Below are 19039 nucleotides of genomic sequence, written 5' to 3' on the forward strand. Positions count from 1 at the left end.
CGGACGCTCAAGCATTTTCGCAACGTGTCGAGCGCGGGCGGACAGCGATGATCAGAGATCGGGCTCGTTGAGGACGTAGGGGCCGATCTCGCTCTGGAGGTCGATGCGCGTGCCAGCCTGGCCGGCCATGACCTCGTCCACGACGATGACCGGAATCCCGGCCTGGCGCATCTGCTCCCGCAGGCGCTCGGACAGCAGCGCGTAGGCGGGATCGCGCGACGATGTCTGGAGCAGGATGGCGGCCGGGCGCGCGATGACCGCGAGCACGTCCTGCGCCGCTTCCAGGGACGCGGTGACGCTGGCATAGCCGAGCTCCGCGAGCTCTGCGGCCAGCGAGCGGTCGATGGCCCGATGGCCATCATCGACAACGAGAACCTGTTGCAGCGCACCCATGAGCGTCAGCGGTAGTCCATCCATCGTCCCTTGGGAAGGGACCCGTGTGACAACACACACGGCGACGATTGGTTCGCTGGCGCAAAATCGGGGTTTTGGTGACGGTAGCGTGGTGGATGGACTCGCAGTCCGGCGCCCGGACCTCATCCATCACATCCGGACGCCCTTCTAAACTACTGATGGTAATTCATCTTCTGCAAAAGAATTCTGATTCGCTTCCGGGACGAAGATCGGGTTTCGAATTTATGACGCCCGTCGTGCGTTTTCGGGGCCGTGGGCGTGTCTGGCGTCAATCACGGGTGATCCCCGTGGCCTGGCCGGCGTCGACGGGGGCCCGGAACGGCGAGGACAGCCAGGCATCGACGAAGTCCGGCTGGGGGATGCCGCGTTGCAGCGGTCCCGCGTGGCAGGCGCGGCCGCGGAAGGCGAGGGTGCCGTCGGCGTCGCGGCGCAGGCTCATCAGGGTCGAGACGGGGTTGGCCCGCTCGGGCGCCGCCAGGGTGAGGGCGACGTCGCTGCCGGCCCGCGCGCCGGTGAGGAGGACGATCTCCTCGAAGGCGACCACGTCCATCACCTTCGGCGCGTCCGGCCCGGAGGGCAGACGGCGCGGCGGGAAGCGGGCCGGCACGCGGTGGACCAGGAGGATGCCGGCGAGCGTCGGGGGCAGGCGGCAGGCGGCGAGGTTGGCCTCGAGGGCGGCCGGCACCACGAGGTGGGTCGGCACCGGCCGCTCCAGGGCCTCCGTGAAGGCGGCCGCCTCGAACACCGGCATCGGCTCGAAGGCGGCGCCGGCGACCAGGGCGGCGCCGAGGCCGGTGACGAGGCCGCGCAGGTCGCTGCCCGGCAGGAGGGTGAGGAGGCGCACGCCGGGCGCCATCCGGGCGGTGACGCGGTGTGCGGCGATGGCCGCCAGGAGGGCGTCGCCGCTGCGATGGATCGGCCGGGTGGGGTCGCCGCCGGCGAAGCTGACGAACCCGCCCGGACCCGGGGCGAACGGCCCGCCGGACTGATCGAGCACCATGGCGTCGAGGTTGATCACCCCGTCCGGCACGTCCGGTCCGAAGGCGGCGAGGTAGCGCAGGCCGAAGTATCGCGCCGCCACCCGGCACAGGCGCTCGGCCGGACGGCTCGCGCCGAAGCGGGCCTGGGTCAGGACGGCGTTGATGCCGGCGGCCTGGACGGCGGCGACGAGGCCGTCCTCGTCGAGGGCCGGGGGCAGGAGGCAGGGAACGTGGCCGGCCGCCTCCACCGCGAGGAGGGCGAGTGCGCCCTCGACGCCGCCCGGCAGGGCGATTCCGATCCGGCTCGCGGCCGGCAATCGCCAGCCGCGCAGGCCGTTGGCGAGGCGCGCCACGATCTCGGCGGCGGCGCCGTAGGTCCAGGTGATGGCGGGCCGCCCGCTCCAGAGGGGCTTGCCCGCCGGATCGACGAGGGCGACCCGTTGCGGATGGGCGTAGGCGGTGGCGGCCAGCAGGGTGCACAGGCGCTGGGTGCGTGACGGGGCGTCGCGCCCCTCCGGCCGGCCGGCCGGGGGCGTCTGCGGCCCGGCCGGGGGCGGTGGGATTCCCGCGCCCAGGGCCGTCAGGTCCACGAGGGCGGGGCGGCGGGGCGCAGCGGCGGAACCGGTGGCGGGACCCGGGGGGAGGGATGGGAAGAGGGATGAGATGACTGGTTGCGCCGACACGTGCGCTTGAACTCCCGCTGCCCTGCGTTCATGAACCCTTAGGGTTAAGCCAACCTTAACCCGGCCTTCGCGCACGGTCCGAACGGGGCTGGTGTCATGTCTTCGCCGCATTCCGAGGGAAAGCAGGCCGCGCAATCGTTCAGGCGGGGTCGGGACGCGTCCGGTCTCCCGGCGCGGGGCCTCGGACCGGCGCCGAAATCGGATCCGTCGTCACCGTGTCGCGTCAGTTCAAGCGGCCGCCGGGACTCAAGCGTCCCGTTCGCGCGCCCTCCACGAAGTCTGCGGACTTGCCAAATCCGCTGAAGTCCCGAGTCCATTCCCAAGTCCGTCGAATTCCAAGGGGTCAGACCTGATGTCCTTCGCCAACCGTCCCGCGCGCCCGCTGCGCATCGCCGCGTTCCTCGCCCTGGCGGGTCTTGCAGGATCGGGTCTTGCCGGGTCCGCCCTGGCGCAGGCCGCCAAGCCCAAGCCGGCCGCCCCGGCGCCGACGGCCCCCGCCCCGACGGCTCCGGCCGCGCCCGCGGCCGGCGGCATGGCCCAGCAGCAGACCGGACCCCAGACCGTCAACGTGAAGTCCGAGCCGTCCCAGACCGAGTGGACCAAGGTCTGCGGCAAGGATCAGGCGAGCGCCACGGACGTCTGCTACACCACCCGCGACTTCGTCTCCGACCAGGGCCAGCCGGTGCTGGCCGTCGCCGTCTACGACATGAAGAACGCCCAGCAGAACGTGCGCGTGGTGCGCTACCTGCTGCCCCTGGGCCTGCTGCTGCAGCCCGGCATCCGCTTCACCGTCGACGGCCAGCAGGGCACGCCGGGCAAGTTCGCCGTCTGCTTCCCCAACGGCTGCTTCGCCGAAGCCGGCGGCGTGAGCAACGACGTCGTCAACGCCATGAAGAAGGGCACCACCCTCAACGTCAGCGTCCAGAACCAGACCCAGCGCGAGGTCACCTTCGCGGTGCCGCTGGCCGGCTTCGGCAAGGCCTTCGACGGCCCGGCCATCGACCCGAAGGTCCTGGAAGAGCAGCAGAAGAAGCTCCAGGCCGAGATGGAGAAGCGCGCCGACGAGACGCGCAAGAAGCTCGAGCAGCAGAACGCGCCCGCTGCCGGCGCCCCGGCCCCTGCGCCCAAGCCCTGATCCCCGATCCCCGATCCCCGGGATTGCGGCCCGGCCGCGATCCCGGGGATCTCCGACATGAGAAAGGCCGGGCGAGAAATCGCCCGGCCTTTCTCATGTCCGGAACCGGACCCGTCGGCCCGGGATCAGTTGGCCCGGGATCAGTTGGCCCGGGATCAGTTGGCCCGAGATCAGTTGGCCCGAGATCAGTTGGCTTGGGAGCTGCGCATCCGGTAGGTGCCTTCCGCGTCGCGCTCGAACACCTCGGCGATGCCGGTGTGGCGCAGGGCCTCGCCGGAGGTATCGGGGACGAGGTTCTGCTCGGAAACGTAGGCCACGTACTCGCTCTCGGCGTTCTCGGCGAGCAGGTGGTAGAACGGCTGGTCCTTGCGCGGCCGGACCTCCTCGGGAATCGCCAGCCACCATTCCTCGGTGTTGTCGAACACCGGGTCGACGTCGAACACGATGCCGCGGAACGGGTAGATGCGGTGGCGGACCACGGCGCCGAGGCCGAACTTGGCGGTTCTCATCTTGGGCGTGGCGGAGATCGTATCGGTCATCCCTGCCAGATAAGCCGGCGCGATGCGGTTGTCATCGGCGCAGAGGCCGCCGACGACAACCGGGACCTCAGGTCAGGCCATACGTCTTGGCGAGCTCCGGGTCCTTGTCGGCGACGAGCCTGGCGAGATCGACGATGACCTTGGCCTGCTTCCAGGTGGCGTCGTCCTGCATCTTGCCGTCGAGCATCACCGCGCCGGTGCCGTCGGGCATCGCCTCGACGATGCGCACCGCGAAGGCGACCTCCGCCGGATCGGGCGCGAAGACCCGCTTGGCGATGGCGACCTGATTCGGGTGGAGCGTCCAGGCGCCGGCGCAGCCCATGAGGAAGGCGTTGCGGAACTGGGCCTCGCAGGCCTCGCCGTCGGAGAAGTCGCCGAACGGGCCGTAGAACGCCTTGAGGCCGTTGGCCATGCAGGCATCGACCATTTTCGCGATGGTGTAGTGCCAGAGGTCCTGCTGGGCGCTGGCCCGGGCGGCGCCGTCCGACGTCGGATCGGCGATGACGCGGTAATCCGGGTGGCCGCCGCCGACGCGGGTGGTCTTCATGCCGCGCGACGCCGCGAGATCGGCGGGGCCGAGGCTCATGCCGTGCATGCGCGGGGAGGCCGACGCGATGGCATCGACGTTGGCGACCCCCTCGGCCGTCTCCAGGATGGCGTGGACGAGGATGGGCTTTCCGACCCCGTGCTTCGCCTCGAGCTGGGCGAGGAGCTGATCGACGTAGTGGATGTCCCACGGCCCCTCGACCTTGGGCACCATCACCACGTCGAGCTTGTCGCCGACCTGGGACACGATCTCGAACAGGTCGTCGAGAATCCAAGGGGAGTTCAGGGCGTTGATGCGGGTCCACAGGCCGGTGCCGGAGGCGGCGAAGTCGGTCGCCTGCGCCATGGCGACGAAGCCCTTGCGCGCGGCCTCCTTCTGATCGACGGGCACGGCGTCCTCGAGGTTGCCCAGCACCACGTCGACGGTGGCGGCGAGCTCGGGCACGCGGGCGCGGACCTTGTCGTTGTGCGGCGGCACGAAGTGGATCATCCGCTCGAGCTTCACCGGAAGCTCGCGGAACGGGGCCGGCGCGCCGGTGGCGAGGGGCTGGAAGAAGCGGCGGGGCAGTTTCATCGGCGTCTCAGGCTCCAATGTTCTTGTGGGGCGGGTATTCTTGTGCGGCGGGCTCCCGTCCAGCGGTTAGTTCAAGCCTGCCCCCGCCGTAAAGGTGCGCGGACACACCAAACCGTTTGCCATGGGGTCGGGATGGGAGGACCATCCGGAACAGGACCCGCGGCCTCACGTTCTGACGACGAGGCGGGCACCTCGACCACGAACGAAGGACGGACCCATGTCCGGATCATCGATCAGGCGCACCAGCCTCCGGTCCACGGCACTCGTGTGCGTCATCGGCCTCGGCCTCGGCCTCCCGCAACCGGGTTTCGCGGCCGAGCGAACCAGGACTTCTGAGCGCGCCGCCTTCACCGCCGCGGAGGCCGCCGCGGCCAGACCCGACGGATTTCCCGCGGGCGTGCGCATCCCCGGCGACGATCCCGCCGCCTTCGCCCGCCTCCTCGCGGGCGCGCGGGCCGCCTCCGATCCCTGGCTCGTCCTTTCGGGCGGCGGCGAGAACGGCGCCTTCGCGGCGGGCCTCCTGAAGGGCTGGAGCGAGGCCGGGACCCGGCCCGCCTTCGGCGTGATCACCGGCGTCAGCACGGGCGCGATGATCGCCCCCTTCGCCTTCGTCGGCTCCGGCGGGGACGAGGCCCTGCGCCAGGGCTACACCGAGATCTCGGCGGCCGACGTGTTCGAGTTCGGGGCGACGGCCGAGGCCCTGACCGACACCTGGCCGCTGAAGCGGCGCATCGACAGGTCGGTGACCCCGAAGCTGCTCCAGGCCATCGCGGCCGAGCACGCCAAGGGCCGGCGCCTCCTCGTCGCCACCACGGCGGTGGATTCCGAGCGCCCGGTCCTGTGGGACATGGGCGCCATCGCCGGCACCGACGGCCCGAAGGCCCTCGCCCTGTTCCGGGACATCATCCTCGCCTCCTCGGCGGTGCCGGGGGTGTTTCCGCCGGTGATGGTCGAGGCCGTGGCGGGCTCCCGGCACATCCAGGAGATGCACGACGACGGCGGCACCACGGCGCCGTACTACCTCGCGCCCGAGGCGACCCTGCTGGCCGCACACCCGACCCCCCTGCCGACGCACCGGGTCTACCTCGTGGTCAACAATTCCCTCGCGCCCCAATTCCAGATGGCCTCGCGCACCACCCTGAGCGTGCTCGGCCGCTCCATGTCGGCGGCGATCAAGGCGCAGACCCGCGCCGCCCTGGCCCTCGGCCGGAGCTTCGCCGAGCGGACGGGCCTCGACCTCCGGGTGGCCGAGATCGACGGACGGTTCACCCGGACGACCACGGCGCCCTTCGACCAGGGCTACATGAAGGCGCTGTTTTTCCATGGCGAAGCCTTGGGCCGCGCCGGCACCGCCTTCCGCGGAGACGCCAGGGACCGCGAGGCCGACGTCGAGACCAGAACGCCGCGCGGGAAGGACGGCGATCTGCCGGCCGTCTCCCTCACGGGAACGACCGCACCGAAGGAAGCCGTCGAGCTGGTCCGGCGCTGAGTCTCAGCGCATGAGGCTGGGCGCGCCGAGGCGCGGCACCACGCCTTCGCGCATGACGAAGCGGCGCAGGGGCGTGATCGTCGTCATGGCGAGGAGCCCGAGGCCGCGCAGGGCATCCACGGGCAGGAAGCCGGTGAGCAGGCTGCGGTTGAGGGCATCGACCGCCAGGGTGCGCAGGCGCGCATCGCGACCGCGCCCCCGGGCGAACCCCGCAAGGGCCGCCCGGGACCCCGGATCGCGCCCGTCCGCCACCGCGTCGGCGACGGCGTCCCGCAGGGCCGCCGCATCGCGCAGGCCAAGATTGAGCCCCTGCGCGCCGATGGGCGGGAAGACATGGGCGGCTTCGCCCACGAGGGCGAGGCGCGCCGCCACCGGGCTCGTCAGGGCGAGGCCGCGCATGGGCACGAGGCCGCGCGGCCCGTCGATCCGCATGTGTCCCAGCATCGCCTGCGCCTGCGCCTCGACGGCCCGGGCCAGCCCGGATTCCTCGAGGGCCGCCATGCCTTGCGCCCGCGCCGCGTCCATCACCCAGACGAGGCTGGAGCGGTGGCCGCCCGGCAGGGGCACCAGGGTGAACGGCCCCTGCCGGGTGTGGAATTCCGTCGAGACATCCCGGTGCGGGCGGGTATGGGCCAGGATCGTGGTGATGGCGGCTTGCGGATAGGACCATTCGCGGGGCACGAGGCCGGCGGCGGCGCGCAGCTTCGAGCGGGCGCCGTCGGCGCCGGCCACGAGGCGGGCGGACAGGCGCGTGCCGTCCCCGAGCGTCAGGGCCGCCTCCGTTTCTCCGGCGCTGAACGCCTCCGCGTCGCTCTCGAACAGAGTCAGGTTCGGCGTGGCACGGGCCTGAACCCGCAAACTCTCCACGAGGCGGGCGCTCTCGACGTTCCAGCCGAAGGCATCGAGGCCGATCTCCGTGGCGACGAAGCGGGCCGGGGGCGGCCGGAACAGGCTGCCGGTGTCGTCGACGATGTGGAGTTCGGCGAGCGGACTGGCGTGGGGTGCGATGCCGTCCCAGGCGCCGAGCGCCCTGAGGAAGCGCACGGACCCGTCGAGGAGCGCCACCGTGCGCCCGTCGGCCACGGGCGCGTGCCGGCCGACGAGGGCGGTGGAAACCCCGTCGCGGGCGAGCGCCAGGGCGGCGGCGAGCCCGGCGGCCCCGGCGCCGACCACCGCGACCGCGAAGGGAGCCGGCGCGCGCGAATCACTCTCGGGCGATGGGGCCACGGGGCTGTTCTCCTGGGTACGCCCGTCCGACGCGGGTGTCGGAGGGCGGCGTCGAAAATGGGACAGACCGGCCGATCCGTCATCCCTTACAGAGGGAGCCGGCCGGATCGGTCAAGGGACGCGATGGTGCGGGAAAACAGCGCCGGGTAGCATCCTGGAACGGAGGCCGTGCGGGCCCGGGCCCGGAGGAAGGACACCCCCATGAACCTCGCCATCGCGCTCCTCGCGCTCGGCTTTCTCATGCTGGTGGCCTATCGCGGCTTCAGCGTCATCCTGTTCGCCCCCGTGGCGGCGCTGGCGGCCGTGCTGCTCACCGACCCCTCCGCCGTGCTGCCGGTGTTCTCCGGCCTGTTCATGGAGAAGATGGTCGGCTTCGTGAAGCTGTACTTCCCGGTGTTCCTGCTCGGCGCCGTGTTCGGCAAGGTCATCGAGCTGTCGGGGTTTTCGCGCTCCATCGTCACGGCGGTGATCGAACTCGTCGGCGCCAAGCGGGCCGTGCTCTCCATTGTGCTCGTGTGCAACCTGCTCACCTATGGCGGCGTCTCGCTGTTCGTCGTGGTGTTCGCCGTCTATCCGTTCGCGGCCGAAGCGTTCCGCCTCTCCGACATCCCCAAGCGCCTGATCCCCGGCACCATCGCCCTCGGCGCCTTCTCCTACACCATGGACGCCCTGCCGGGCACGCCGCAGATCCAGAACATCATCCCCACCACCTTCTTCAACACCAACACCTGGGCCGCGCCCTGGCTCGGCCTCATCGGCGCGGCCTTCATCCTCGTCGCCGGCGTCGCCTATCTCGATGCCCGCATCGCCGCGGCCAGGCGCCGGGGCGAGGGCTACGGCAGCGGCCACGGCAACGAGCCGGCGGTGATGGATGCGGCCGCCCGGGCGCACCCGGCCGTCGCCCTCCTGCCCCTCGTGGTGGTGGGGCTCTCGAACCTCGCCTTCACGGCGGCGATCCCGCGCCTCTACGGGCCCAGGGCCGAGACGGCGCTCGCCGGCCTCGACAAGCCCATCGTGACGACGATCTCGTCCGTCACCGCCATCTGGGCGGTGGAGCTCGCGCTCGTCGCCGGCATCCTCACGGTGCTGGCCTTCGCCTGGAAGCCCGTCGCCCAGGGCTTCGCCGAGGGCAGCCGGGCGGCGGTGGCGGGCGCCCTCCTGGCGGCCATGAACACCGCGTCCGAGTACGGCTTCGGCGCGGTCATCGCTGCGCTGCCGGGCTTCCTCGTGATCCGCGACGCCCTCTCGGCGATCCCGAACCCCCTGGTGAACGAGGCGGTGACGGTGACGGCGCTCGCCGGCATCACCGGCTCGGCCTCCGGGGGGCTCAGCATCGCGCTCGCGGCCATGTCCGGCCCCTTCATCGCGGCGGCCGAGGCGGCGAACATCCCCCTGGAGGTGCTGCACCGGGTGGCCAGCATGGCGAGCGGCGGCATGGACACCCTGCCTCACAACGGCGCCGTGATCACGCTCCTCTCCGTGACCGGCCTCACCCACCGGCAGGCCTATGCCGACATCTTCGCCATCACCGTGCTGAAGACGAGCGCCGTGTTCCTGGTGATCGGGGTCTACTACCTCACGGGAATCGTGTGACGGGCGCCACCGGTTCGACGATCCGCAGGGTGAGCTGGGTGAACGGCTTGATCTCCCAGGTGCGCCCCGGATTGAACATCATCACCACGAGACGGCGCTCCAGCACCTGGAAGGCCGGCAGGGTCGCCTCCGGCCGCAGGATCGTGCCGGGCTGAACGGCCGGATCATAGGCCGCCGGGCGTATCCATACGATCTCGTCCATCCCATCGTCCGGTTGGTCTTCACGTTATTGGTGCAGGCAAGATCAACCGCCCGTTGTGGTCCGAACCATGACGGCGGCACCTTGTAAACCAGGGATTTGTGTGCCGCGCAATCGCCTGCTCCGCGGCGTGCGACGGACGCGCGCGCGGGTGCGGCGGCGCACGTGGAGGGCCGCGAGACCGCCCCCACCATTGCTCGCGCGCGTGGACCGTCTATCTCGCTGAGACCGAGACCCATCGAGGAGCGAGCCCCATGGCGAAGGCGATCCGAGTCCACGAATACGGCGGCCCCGAGGTGATGCGCTACGAGGACGTCACGGTGCCCGAGCCCGGGCCCGGACAGATCCGCGTCCGCCAGAGCGCCATCGGCGTCAACTTCATCGACATCTACTTCCGCTCGGGCGCCTACAAGGTGCCGCAGCTGCCGTTCACCCCCGGCAACGAGGGCGCCGGCACCGTGGTCTCGGTGGGCGAGGGCGTCACCGCGTTCCGCGCCGGCGAGCGCGTGGCCTACGGCTCGGCCGCCGGCACCTATGCGGAGGAGGTGGTGATCAACGCCAGCGCCGCCGTGCACCTCGCCGAGGGCGTGGAGGACACCACCGCCGCCGCGATGATGCTCAAAGGTCTCACCGCTGAGTACCTCCTGCACCGGACCTACCGGGTGAAGGCCGGCGACACGATCCTGTTCCACGCCGCCGCCGGTGGCGTCGGCCTCATCGCCTGCCAGTGGGCGAAGCATCTGGGCGCCACGGTCATCGGCACCGTCGGCTCCGAGGAGAAAGCGGAGCTGGCGCGGGCCAACGGCTGCGATCACGTCATCCTCTACCGCGACGAGGACTTTGCCGCCCGGGTGAAGGAGATCACGGGGGGCAAGGGCGTACCGGTGGTCTATGACGGCGTCGGCCGCGACACCTTCCCGGCCTCCCTCGACTGCATCAGCCCGCTGGGCCTCTTCGTCAGCTTCGGCTCGGCCTCGGGCCCCGTGGACGATTTCAGCCTGGCGCTGCTCGGCCAGAAGGGCTCGCTCTACGCCACCCGTCCCTCGCTCTTCGCCCATGCGGGCCAGCGCGAGACCCTGGACGCCATGGCGAAGAACCTGTTCTCCGTGGTGGCGAGCGGCGCCGTCAAGATTCCCGTCCACGCGAAGGCCAAACTGTCGGAGGCCCCGCAGGTCCACACGGATCTGGCCAGCCGCAAGACCACGGGCGCCACGGTGATGATCCCGTGATACCGTTCTCCCGGGATCGGAGGACGCCGTGATCCCCGGATCATCGGACGTCCTCCTCGTGGTGGACGTGCAGGTCGACTTCCTGCCCGGCGGCGCCCTGGCCGTGTCGGACGGCGACGGGGTGATCGCCCCGATCAACCGCCTCGTCGACCGGTTCGCCCACGTGGTGGTGACCCAGGACTGGCACCCGCCGGGCCACGTCTCCTTCGCCGCCAGCCATCCCGGCCGGTCGGCGTTCGAGACGGTGGCGCTGCCCCATGGCGATCAGGTGCTGTGGCCGGAGCACTGCATCCAGGGAACGGCCGGCGCCGCCCTCGCCCCCGGCCTGCGGGCCGAGCGCGCCGAACTGGTGATCCGCAAGGGGCACCATCCCGGCGTCGACAGCTACTCGGCGTTCCTGGAGGCCGACCGCGCGACCCCCACGGGGCTCGCCGGCTACCTGCGCGAGCGCGGGTTCACCCGCGTGGTCGTGTGCGGCCTCGCCACGGATTACTGCGTCGGCTGGAGCGCCCTCGATGCCCGCGCGGCGGGGTTCGACGTGGTAGTTGTGGAGGACGCCGTGCGTGGCATCGACCATAACGGCTCGGTTGCATGGGCCTGGGCCGAGATGACAGCAGCCGGAGTCCGTAGAAGCATCACCTCGGAACTCGCAGATCGGCGATAGCCTCATCCGAGGTGCAACAAAGCCCTTGAAATATCGCTCAGGTTACTAAGATCAGATATCGTCAACCTGAGGTATCTTTTTAATGAATGATGATCTGGACAAGCGCGGACCGCCGGACCGCGAGCGCATCAACGTCAACGAGACGTGGGAAGTCGCGTGGTGGTGCCGGAAATTCGGTGTCACCGAGGCTCAGCTGCGCGCCGCGGTCAAGGCCGCGGGCGTGATGGCACGCGACGTAGCGCGCCACCTCGGCAAGCCCTTTCCGTAAGTCTTGCCGTAAAGCCCTGGCCCAACGGGCGGCAGTGCCGTTCCCGATCGCCATCCGCCGAGGAGCGATCGGGAACGGCCTGCGATCCCCCTACACCGCACTTCCATAGAGATCGTACGCATCCGCCCGCTCGATCTTCACGGTGACGATGTCGCCGACGCGAAGCGGGCGGCGGGAGGTGACGTGGACGTTGCCGTCGATCTCCGGCGCATCGTATTTCGAGCGGCCCTTGGCGACGCCGCCCGCGACGGAATCGATGATGACGGGCAGGCGCTTGCCGACCCGCGCCTTCTGCAGGCGGGCGGAGACGACCTGCTGCGCCTCCATGAACCGGCGCTTGCGGTCGGCCTGGACTTCCGGGGGAACCGCGTCGCCGAGTTCGTTGGCGGTCGCCCCCTTCACCGGCTCGTAGGTGAAGCAGCCGACGCGCTCGAGCCTGGCTTCCTTGATCCAGGCGAGCAGCTCCTCGAACTCGGCTTCGGTCTCGCCGGGGAATCCGACGATGAAGGTCGAGCGGATGGCGAGATCCGGGCAGATCTCGCGCCAGCGCCGGATGCGCTCCAACTGCTTCTCCTGGTTGCCCGGCCGGCGCATGCGCTTGAGCACGGAGGGCGACGCGTGCTGGAGCGGCATGTCGAGGTAGGGCAGGATCTTGCCCTCGGCCATCAGGGGGATGACGTCGTCCACGTGCGGGTAGGGATAGACGTAGTGCATCCGCACCCAGGCCCCGAGCTCACCGAGCTCCGCGGACAGATCGTAGAACTTCGCCCGCACCTCGCGGCCCTGCCACGGGCTCGGGGCGTAGCGGATGTCGACGCCGTAGGCGGAGGTGTCCTGCGAGACCACCAGCAGTTCCTTGACGCCGGCTTTGACCAGTTTTTCCGCCTCGCGCAGGACGTCGCCGGCCGGTCGGCTGACGAGGTCGCCGCGCAGGGACGGGATGATGCAGAAGGTGCAGCGATTGTTGCAACCCTCTGAAATCTTGAGGTAAGCGTAGTGGCGCGGGGTGAGCTTCACCCCCTGGGGCGGCACGAGGTCGAGGAACGGATCGTGGGCCGGGGGTACCGCCTCGTGCACCGCCGCCACCACGGATTCGTAGGCCTGGGGGCCGGTGACGGCCAGAAGGTTCGGGTACTTTTCGCGGATCTCGTCGGGCTGCGCGCCCATGCATCCCGTGACGATGACCCGGCCGTTCTCTGCCATGGCCTCGCCGATGGCCGACAGCGACTCGGCCTTCGCCGAATCGAGGAAGCCGCAGGTGTTGACGATGACCACATCCGCGCCGTCATGGCGTCGGGCGAGTTCGTAGCCCTCCGCGCGCAGGTGGGTGAGGATGCGCTCGGAATCCACCAGCGCCTTGGGGCAGCCCAGCGACACGAAGGAAATCTTGGGCGCGGGCTTCGTGGACGCCGGCGGCAGCAGGGGTGAAGCGGTCATGGGCACCCGTCGGGCGCGGTCGAAGTGGCGCCGACCGGCCGTGGATTCGAGGAAATCAAGCTGAGTTGACAACTCTATAGCCGCATCCGAGGCGGCTTGCGAGCCTCACGGCCCCAAGGGGCGTCATGCGCCGTTGCCGCTTCTCCGGCGGCCGCGCCCGTGCCACCTCCTGAGAAAACCCGGAATCCTTGCCGCAGGGCAGGGCGGGTATCCGTTTCCCGCGCGAGTCTCTAAGCCCCGATCATCATGTGGACCGCAGACATCCCGTTCGTCGATCCCGTCGCGGCGGCGGAAGCCCTGGCGCACCTGCCGGGGCTCGCCTTTCTCGACAGCGCCATGCATCACCCGACCCTCGGCCGGACCTCGACCGTAGCGGCGGACCCGTTCGCCCGCTTCAGGTATCGCGACGGTCAGGCCACCCTGGACGGGCACCCCGTGCCCGGCACCGGCCTCGAGGCCCTGCGCGCCTGCCTCGCGCCCTACCGGATCGACCCGGAGCCGGACGCCGCCGGCTTCACCGGCGGGGCCATCGGCTACTTCGCCTACGATCTCGGCGCACGCCTGGAGCGGGTGGCGGCGCCGTCCCAGCGCGCGGGCCTGTGCGACGACATCGCCTTCAACCTCTACGACACGGTGCTCAGCATCGACCACGAGACCGGCACCTGCCGGCTCATGGCCACGGGCTTTCCCGCGCGTGAGCCGGAAGCCCGGCAGGCCCGGGCCCAGGCGCGCCTCGCCCTGTTCGCGCAAGGCCTGTCCGCCGCCCGCCCGACGCCCGAGCCGGCGGCGCAGGGGCCCCTCGCCTGGCGCTCCAATTTTTCGCGCGCCGCCTACGAGGCGGCGGTGGAGCGGGTGCGCGACTACATCCGCGCCGGCGACATCTACCAGGCCAACATCGCCCAGCGCTTCGAAGCCGGCCTGCCGGCGGGCTTCGACGCCCTGGCCCTCTACCGGCGCCTGCGCGCCACCAACCCGGCGACCTTCGGCGCCTACCTCGCCTTCGAAGACCTGCGCGTCGCCTCGAGCAGTCCCGAGCGCTTCCTCAAGCTGTCGGGCCGCGACATCGAGACCCGGCCGATCAAGGGCACCGTGCGCCGCGTCGCCGACCCGGACGAGGATGCGCGTCTCGGGGAAGCCCTCCAGGCGGATGCCAAGGAGCGGGCCGAGAACATCATGATCGTCGATCTCCTGCGCAACGACCTCTCGCGCATCTGCGCGCCGCACAGCGTGCGGGTCCCGGTCCTGTGCGGGCTCGAATCCTACGCCTCCGTCCACCATCTCGTCTCCGTGGTCACCGGAGCCCTGAAGGACGGGATGGACGCCATCGACCTCATCGCGGCGACCTTCCCCGGCGGCTCCATCACCGGGGCGCCGAAGCTGCGCGCCATGGACATCATCACCGAGATCGAGGGCGACGCCCGCGAGCTCTATTGCGGCGCCATCGGGGCGCTGGGCTTCGACGGCGGCCTCGACACCGCCATCGCCATCCGCACGGTGGTGATGGACCGCCACACGGCCGTGCTCCAGGCCGGCGGCGGCGTCACCCTGCTGTCCGACCCGGGCCGCGAATACGAGGAGACCCTGACCAAGGCCGCGCGGGTGTTCCAGGCGTTCGCGCCGGACGGGGAGGGCGCCCCGTGATCCTCGTCATCGACAATTACGATTCCTTCGTCTTCAACGTGGTGCGGTACTTCGAGGAACTCGGGCAGACCGTGCGGGTGGTGCGCAACGACGCCGTGGATGTCGCCGGCATCCGGGCCCTGGCGCCCGACGCCGTGGTGATCTCGCCCGGCCCCTGCACCCCGGCCGAGGCCGGCATCTCGCTTCCCGCCATCCGCGACCTGTCCGGCGAGATCCCCCTGCTCGGCGTCTGCCTCGGCCACCAGGCCATCGGCGCGGCCTTCGGCGGCCGGGTCGCGCGGGCCGGCCGGCCGCTCCACGGCCAAGCCACACCCATCACCCATGGCGGGCAGGGCCTGTTTGCCGGCCTGCCGAGCCCGATGCAGGTGGGACGCTACCATTCCCTCATCGTCACGCCCGAGCCCGGCATGGCCGAGACCCTCACCGTGGACGCCGTCTCGGCCGAGGGCGAGGTGATGGCCCTGTCCCATACCCGCCACCCGACCTGGGGCATCCAGTTCCACCCGGAATCCGTGCTGACCGAGCACGGCCACGCCCTGTTCGGCAACTTTTTGGAGTTGGCCCGTGCCTGGCGCGCGGGGGAGGAGCCGTCTCGTGCTGTGGTTTGACGGCGCCCTCGTCGCGGGGCCCGTGCCCTTCGACCTCGCCGACCGCGGCCTGACGCTGGGCGACGGGGTGTTCGACACGGCGCTCGCCCGCGACGGCCGCCTCGTGTTCGAGGCCGCGCATGTCGCCCGCCTCGCCGCCGCCACGCGGGCCCTCGGGTTCTTCGTCGACCCGGAGCGGATCACGCAGGCCATGCGGGCCGTGGCCGGCGGGGCAGGGGATCTCGCGGCCATTCGCACCACGGTGACCCGGGGCTCGGGACCGCGCGGCCTCGCGCCCCCGGCCGAGCCCCGCCCGGTCCTGTGGGCGAGCGCGGCGCCGCTCCCGCCCGCCCTGCCCTTCGCGTCCCTGACGCTGCATCCCACGGACATCCGCCGCAACGACACCTCGCCGGCCGCGCGCTGGAAGACGCTCGGCTACCTCGACGCCGTGCTGGCGGCGGCCGAAGCGCGGGCGGCGGGGTTCGACGAGGCCCTGTTCCGCAACACCCACGGACGCGTCGCCTGCGCCGGCACCGGCAACCTGTTCGCCGTGTTCGGCACCCGCCTCGTCACCCCGCCGCTCTCGGAAGGCGTGCTCGCCGGCATCGTCCGCGCCGAGGTTTTGGGCTTGGCCCCAAGCCTCGAATTCACGGCGGAGGAACAACCCCTCGCGTTCGAAGAATTCCTCGGCGCCGACGCGGTGTTCCTGACCAATTCCCTGCGCGGGATCGCCCCCGTGCGGGCCGTCGGCGCGACGCGGTTTGCCGAACATCCGGCTGTCACGGCCCTCGGCGAGGCCCTGCGCGCGGCCATGCGCCCGTGAGGCTTTCGCGCGATCATCCTCCGCGCGATCACCGTTTCTGGCTGCGCCTCGCCCTGATGGCGGCCTACGGCTTCATCGGAATCGTGCATCTCGCCGCCCCCGACGCGTTCCTGCCGATCATGCCCGACTGGGTGCCGGCGCCCCGCCTGGTGGTGATCCTCACCGGGTGTTGCGAACTCGCCGGCGTCGCCGGCCTGATCTGGCCGCCGACCCGGCGCTGGGCCGGCATCGGGCTCGCCCTCTACGCCGTCTGCGTCTTTCCGGCCAACATCAAGCACGCCCTCGAGGGCATCCCCGTCGCGGGCCTGCCGGATTCGTGGTGGTACCACGGGCCGCGCCTCGCGTTTCAGCCGGTCTTCGTGTGGTGGGCCCTCTACGCCACGGGCCTCATCGACTGGCCGCGCCGCCGCGCCGGGTGAGGGCAGGGCGCCGCAGACCGGCACGCAGAATAGAATATTCCTTTCTATTCCTTCTCCGTCAGCTTCACCGCCCCCCAGGCGGATTCCATCGCGTCCAGGGGCGTTTCCTCCAGGGCCTTCCCCTGTGCCGCGATCAGCGCCGCCATGGCGGTGAAGCGGCGCTCGAACTTCTTATTCCCTTGGCTTAAGGAATATTCCGGATCGATCCCAAGGTGGCGCGCGAGGTTGGCCACCGAGAACAGCAGGTCGCCGAGCTCCTCGGCCACGTCCTCGGGGGTGCCGTTGGCCATGGCGTCGGCGACCTCGTCCGTCTCCTCGCGGACCTTGGCGACGACGTCGGCCGGGTCCGACCAGTCGAAGCCGTAGGTCGCCGCCCGGGCCGAGAGTTTTTCGGCGCGGCTGAGGGCGGGGAGGGCGCGGGCGATGCCGTCCAGGGGACCTGCCCGGCGCTCGGACCGCCCCGCCCGCTCCTCCGCCTTGATCGCCGCCCATTGCTGCTCCACCGCGGCCGGATCGCGCAAGGACGAGCCCGCCGGCACCGGGCCGCCATCGGCGGCGAACACGTGCGGGTGGCGCCGGATCATCTTGGCGACGATCGCCGCGACCACGTCCGCGAAGGTGAAGCGCCCCGCCTCCTCCGCCAGGCGGGCATGGAACACGACCTGGAGCAGCAGGTCGCCGAGCTCATCGCGCAGATTGTCCGCGTCGTCCCGCTCGATGGCATCCACCACCTCGTGGGCCTCCTCCACGGCATAGGGCGCGATGGAGGCATGGGTCTGGGCGACGTCCCACGGGCAGCCCGTCTCCGGGTCGCGCAGGGCCGCCATCAGGGTCAGGAGCGCGTCGATGGTCAAGGGGAACTCCGGGACGTTTGGGGCGGGGGCGAACGAACCCATAGCCGATCCGGCGGGGAGGGGTGAGGCTGGGGACAGATCCGGGACAGGCGGTGCGCATCCCTTCAAAAGTCCCTCAAAAATCCCCTTTGCCCGGCGTGTTCGTTAAACCGAACGGCCTCCGATCCCCTTAGGAAAGGTATCAGTAAGGGATTCTCAGAGAGTCAGTTATGCAGGTTATATGGGGCGGCCGAAACGCCTTGCGGCACAGGGGGTTGAGCCCCGTTCCCGTATCGAACTCTGCGCGGGTCCGTATCGAACTCTGCGCAGGCCCGTATCGAACTCTGCGCGGGAAACGGGGGTCGGCGTATGGGATTCGGCGCATCCGCGTATCGGGATCGGCGTGGAAACCGGGTCCGGCCGGTGAACTCCGGGGATAGTCGCAAAACCGACCCCGTATCGAACTCTGCGTGAACCCCCTCGCCCGGCCCCGGTCGAGCATCGTCGGCGTGAAAATCGCGAGTCCCGGCCGGTGGATAGCCGGGATGACGCCGCCGCCGCCTGAGACTCCCGCGCCCCGAATCGGGCATGGTCCCGCCTTCGCGGCGCCACACCGGTCCGCGGCGTCGGCGAGGCACTGCACCGGGCTCATGGGGATCGAGGACACATTGGCGGGCATCCGCGACGCCGACCTCCTGGCCGAGGTAGAGGCGGCGCGCGGCGGCTTCCTGTTCGCCACCATCGCGGAGACCATCCTGCACCGGCAGCGGGCGCGGGACGCGGAGGCCGCCGCCCGCGGCGCCGTGGCCGGGCGGCGCCAGGCCATGGGGCGCGACCAGCGCCGGCGCGACGCCGTGCGCGAGGTCATCGAGAACGAGCCGACGGGCCCCGAAAACCTCCAGCACATCCACTCCGTGCTGGCTTTGTGCGGCCTGCCCTACCGGGATCCCGGCGACGCCCGCGAATTTTTTCGCGAGTACGGGCGCAATTCGTTGAGCCTCCTCGCCGGACGCCTGAAGAACCCGGCCACGGGCGAGATGGAGTTCCAGGGCCTGCCCTACGGCCCCAAGGCGCGCCTCGTGCTCCTGCACCTCTGCACCGAGGCCGTGCGCCAGCGCAGCCCCACGGTGGCGGTGGCCGACAGCCTGTCGGGCTTCATGAAGGAGATGGGGTTCGCCGTCACCGGGGGCGAGCGCGGCACCATCCGGCAGTTCAAGGAGCAGCTCGCGCGCCTCGCCGCCTGCACCCTGCAGATCGGCCTGTGGGACGGGGCGGGCAGCGCCAGCACCCTCAACGTGCCGCCGTTCCGCCAGCTCGACCTGTGGCTGCCGCAGGGGGCGGACGGGGTGGTCTGGCAGAAGAGCGTCCAGTTCCACCAGGATTTCTACGACAACCTGATCCAGCACGCGCTGCCGGTGGACATCCGGGCGGCCCGCGCCTTCTCGGGCTCGGCGCGAAAGCTCGACCTGCTGTTCTGGGTCGGCTACCGCCTGCGCGCCCTGCAGCGGCCCTTACGCCTGACCTGGGACAACCTGCACAGGCAGTTCGGTGCCGACAACGCCAGCCTGCGCAGCTTCCGCCAGGCGTTCAAGGCGGATCTCGCCCACCTGCAGGAGGTTTTTCCGAAGCTGCCGATCCGGCTCGACGACAACGGCATGCTGCTCCAGCCCGCCGATGCCGGCGCCCTGCTGATCCCGCCGCGGGCCGGAAAACCAATCCGGAAGGCGGCGGCGGCCTGACGCTCCGCGTCCGGAAGACA

Annotated in this window: 19 protein-coding genes; 11 read left to right on the plus strand and 8 right to left on the minus strand. The window is 70.8% G+C overall.

Features of this window, described 5'->3' with window-relative positions; all coding sequences use genetic code 11:
* Nucleotides 1-51 precede the first annotated feature (51 nt).
* Together ASF28_RS21035 and ASF28_RS21040 are read right to left on the minus strand one after the other, a co-directional pair.
* Nucleotides 52-393: a hypothetical protein gene (locus ASF28_RS21035; protein WP_056097360.1), complete on the minus strand. Its 342-nt coding sequence runs from the start codon at nt 391-393 to the stop codon at nt 52-54.
* 289 nt (nt 394-682) lie between these two features.
* A complete protein-coding gene (locus ASF28_RS21040; RefSeq protein WP_244475104.1) occupies nt 683-1984 on the minus strand; it encodes an AMP-binding protein in 1302 nt (433 codons plus the stop codon).
* A 445-nt stretch (nt 1985-2429) separates the two neighbouring features.
* On the opposite strand from ASF28_RS21040, the gene ASF28_RS21045 reads away from it, so the two are divergent.
* On the plus strand, nt 2430-3212 hold the full coding sequence (locus ASF28_RS21045) for an invasion associated locus B family protein (RefSeq protein ID WP_056097361.1): 783 nt from the start codon (nt 2430-2432) through the stop codon (nt 3210-3212).
* A gap of 185 nt (nt 3213-3397) precedes the next feature.
* On the opposite strand, the gene hspQ is transcribed toward ASF28_RS21045, so the two are convergent.
* Nucleotides 3398-3751, minus strand: coding sequence for a heat shock protein HspQ (gene hspQ / locus ASF28_RS21050; RefSeq protein WP_056097363.1), 354 nt, complete (start codon nt 3749-3751; stop codon nt 3398-3400).
* A 67-nt stretch (nt 3752-3818) separates the two neighbouring features.
* Nucleotides 3819-4871: an HpcH/HpaI aldolase/citrate lyase family protein gene (locus ASF28_RS21055; RefSeq protein WP_056097366.1), complete on the minus strand. Its 1053-nt coding sequence runs from the start codon at nt 4869-4871 to the stop codon at nt 3819-3821.
* 217 nt (nt 4872-5088) lie between these two features.
* On the opposite strand from ASF28_RS21055, the gene ASF28_RS21060 reads away from it, so the two are divergent.
* Nucleotides 5089-6360 carry a patatin-like phospholipase family protein gene (locus ASF28_RS21060; protein ID WP_056097367.1) on the plus strand — a complete coding sequence of 424 codons (1272 nt, stop codon included), beginning with the start codon at nt 5089-5091 and terminating at the stop codon, nt 6358-6360.
* A gap of 3 nt (nt 6361-6363) precedes the next feature.
* On the opposite strand, the gene ASF28_RS21065 is transcribed toward ASF28_RS21060, so the two are convergent.
* A complete protein-coding gene (locus tag ASF28_RS21065; protein ID WP_056097370.1) occupies nt 6364-7587 on the minus strand; it encodes an FAD-dependent monooxygenase in 1224 nt (407 codons plus the stop codon).
* A gap of 201 nt (nt 7588-7788) precedes the next feature.
* On the opposite strand from ASF28_RS21065, the gene ASF28_RS21070 reads away from it, so the two are divergent.
* The gene (locus ASF28_RS21070) at nt 7789-9180 is read left to right on the plus strand and encodes a GntP family permease (RefSeq protein WP_056097372.1); all 1392 of its coding nucleotides are present in this window, start codon (nt 7789-7791) and stop codon (nt 9178-9180) included.
* Here the strand turns inward: ASF28_RS21070 and ASF28_RS21075 are convergent.
* A complete protein-coding gene (locus tag ASF28_RS21075; RefSeq protein WP_056097375.1) occupies nt 9164-9382 on the minus strand; it encodes a hypothetical protein in 219 nt (72 codons plus the stop codon). The two genes, ASF28_RS21070 and ASF28_RS21075, sit on opposite strands and share 17 nt — an antisense overlap.
* Before the next feature lie 251 nt (nt 9383-9633).
* Between ASF28_RS21075 and ASF28_RS21080 the strand changes: the two genes are divergently transcribed.
* The 3 genes from ASF28_RS21080 to ASF28_RS21090 all read left to right on the plus strand — a co-directional run bounded on the left by ASF28_RS21080 (nt 9634) and on the right by ASF28_RS21090 (nt 11540).
* Nucleotides 9634-10608, plus strand: coding sequence for a quinone oxidoreductase family protein (locus ASF28_RS21080; protein WP_056097377.1), 975 nt, complete (start codon nt 9634-9636; stop codon nt 10606-10608).
* 28 nt (nt 10609-10636) lie between these two features.
* Nucleotides 10637-11272, plus strand: coding sequence for a bifunctional nicotinamidase/pyrazinamidase (pncA, locus tag ASF28_RS21085; protein ID WP_056097379.1), 636 nt, complete (start codon nt 10637-10639; stop codon nt 11270-11272).
* A gap of 82 nt (nt 11273-11354) precedes the next feature.
* Nucleotides 11355-11540: a DUF3606 domain-containing protein gene (locus ASF28_RS21090; protein WP_056097380.1), complete on the plus strand. Its 186-nt coding sequence runs from the start codon at nt 11355-11357 to the stop codon at nt 11538-11540.
* 90 nt (nt 11541-11630) lie between these two features.
* Here ASF28_RS21090 and rimO read toward each other — a convergent pair whose 3' ends face one another.
* A complete protein-coding gene (gene rimO, locus ASF28_RS21095; protein WP_056097382.1) occupies nt 11631-12977 on the minus strand; it encodes a 30S ribosomal protein S12 methylthiotransferase RimO in 1347 nt (448 codons plus the stop codon).
* Nucleotides 12978-13223: 246 nt separating this feature from the next.
* On the opposite strand from rimO, the gene pabB reads away from it, so the two are divergent.
* Genes pabB through ASF28_RS21115 form a run of 4 tightly spaced genes read left to right on the plus strand, consistent with a single transcriptional unit; the run spans nt 13224 to nt 16447 of the window.
* Complete coding sequence (gene pabB, locus ASF28_RS21100; protein WP_056097384.1) at nt 13224-14618, plus strand: aminodeoxychorismate synthase component I; 1395 nt, start codon at nt 13224-13226, stop codon at nt 14616-14618.
* On the plus strand, nt 14615-15226 hold the full coding sequence (locus ASF28_RS21105; protein WP_056097385.1) for an anthranilate synthase component II: 612 nt from the start codon (nt 14615-14617) through the stop codon (nt 15224-15226). The genes pabB and ASF28_RS21105 overlap by 4 nt, the downstream gene beginning before the upstream one ends.
* A complete protein-coding gene (locus ASF28_RS21110) occupies nt 15213-16028 on the plus strand; it encodes an aminotransferase class IV (protein ID WP_056097388.1) in 816 nt (271 codons plus the stop codon). The genes ASF28_RS21105 and ASF28_RS21110 overlap by 14 nt, the downstream gene beginning before the upstream one ends.
* A gap of 56 nt (nt 16029-16084) precedes the next feature.
* Nucleotides 16085-16447: a DoxX family protein gene (locus ASF28_RS21115; protein WP_056097390.1), complete on the plus strand. Its 363-nt coding sequence runs from the start codon at nt 16085-16087 to the stop codon at nt 16445-16447.
* 44 nt (nt 16448-16491) lie between these two features.
* Here ASF28_RS21115 and mazG read toward each other — a convergent pair whose 3' ends face one another.
* Nucleotides 16492-17343 carry a nucleoside triphosphate pyrophosphohydrolase gene (gene mazG, locus ASF28_RS21120; protein ID WP_056097392.1) on the minus strand — a complete coding sequence of 284 codons (852 nt, stop codon included), beginning with the start codon at nt 17341-17343 and terminating at the stop codon, nt 16492-16494.
* Nucleotides 17344-17930: 587 nt separating this feature from the next.
* Here mazG and ASF28_RS21125 point away from each other — a divergent pair.
* Nucleotides 17931-19019, plus strand: coding sequence for a replication protein RepA (locus tag ASF28_RS21125; protein WP_056097394.1), 1089 nt, complete (start codon nt 17931-17933; stop codon nt 19017-19019).
* The last annotated feature ends 20 nt before the right edge of the window (nt 19020-19039 follow it).

The sequence above is a fragment of the Methylobacterium sp. Leaf99 genome (assembly GCF_001422375.1).
In the GTDB taxonomy this organism is placed as follows: domain Bacteria; phylum Pseudomonadota; class Alphaproteobacteria; order Rhizobiales; family Beijerinckiaceae; genus Methylobacterium.

What these genes read in the sequence shown, in the direction of transcription:
- ASF28_RS21070 (WP_056097372.1), top strand. Translation starts at nt 7,789, where the DNA reads ATGAACCTCGCCATCGCGCTCCTCGCGCTCGGCTTTCTCATGCTGGTG.
- hspQ (WP_056097363.1), bottom strand. Translation starts at nt 3,751, where the DNA reads ATGACCGATACGATCTCCGCCACGCCCAAGATGAGAACCGCCAAGTTC.
- ASF28_RS21035 (WP_056097360.1), bottom strand. Translation starts at nt 393, where the DNA reads ATGGGTGCGCTGCAACAGGTTCTCGTTGTCGATGATGGCCATCGGGCC.
- ASF28_RS21080 (WP_056097377.1), top strand. Translation starts at nt 9,634, where the DNA reads ATGGCGAAGGCGATCCGAGTCCACGAATACGGCGGCCCCGAGGTGATG.
- ASF28_RS21060 (WP_056097367.1), top strand. Translation starts at nt 5,089, where the DNA reads ATGTCCGGATCATCGATCAGGCGCACCAGCCTCCGGTCCACGGCACTC.
- ASF28_RS21075 (WP_056097375.1), bottom strand. Translation starts at nt 9,382, where the DNA reads ATGGACGAGATCGTATGGATACGCCCGGCGGCCTATGATCCGGCCGTT.
- ASF28_RS21045 (WP_056097361.1), top strand. Translation starts at nt 2,430, where the DNA reads ATGTCCTTCGCCAACCGTCCCGCGCGCCCGCTGCGCATCGCCGCGTTC.
- ASF28_RS21115 (WP_056097390.1), top strand. Translation starts at nt 16,085, where the DNA reads ATGGCGGCCTACGGCTTCATCGGAATCGTGCATCTCGCCGCCCCCGAC.
- ASF28_RS21125 (WP_056097394.1), top strand. Translation starts at nt 17,931, where the DNA reads ATGGGGATCGAGGACACATTGGCGGGCATCCGCGACGCCGACCTCCTG.
- ASF28_RS21090 (WP_056097380.1), top strand. Translation starts at nt 11,355, where the DNA reads ATGAATGATGATCTGGACAAGCGCGGACCGCCGGACCGCGAGCGCATC.
- rimO (WP_056097382.1), bottom strand. Translation starts at nt 12,977, where the DNA reads ATGACCGCTTCACCCCTGCTGCCGCCGGCGTCCACGAAGCCCGCGCCC.
- ASF28_RS21055 (WP_056097366.1), bottom strand. Translation starts at nt 4,871, where the DNA reads ATGAAACTGCCCCGCCGCTTCTTCCAGCCCCTCGCCACCGGCGCGCCG.
- mazG (WP_056097392.1), bottom strand. Translation starts at nt 17,343, where the DNA reads ATGGGTTCGTTCGCCCCCGCCCCAAACGTCCCGGAGTTCCCCTTGACC.
- pabB (WP_056097384.1), top strand. Translation starts at nt 13,224, where the DNA reads ATGTGGACCGCAGACATCCCGTTCGTCGATCCCGTCGCGGCGGCGGAA.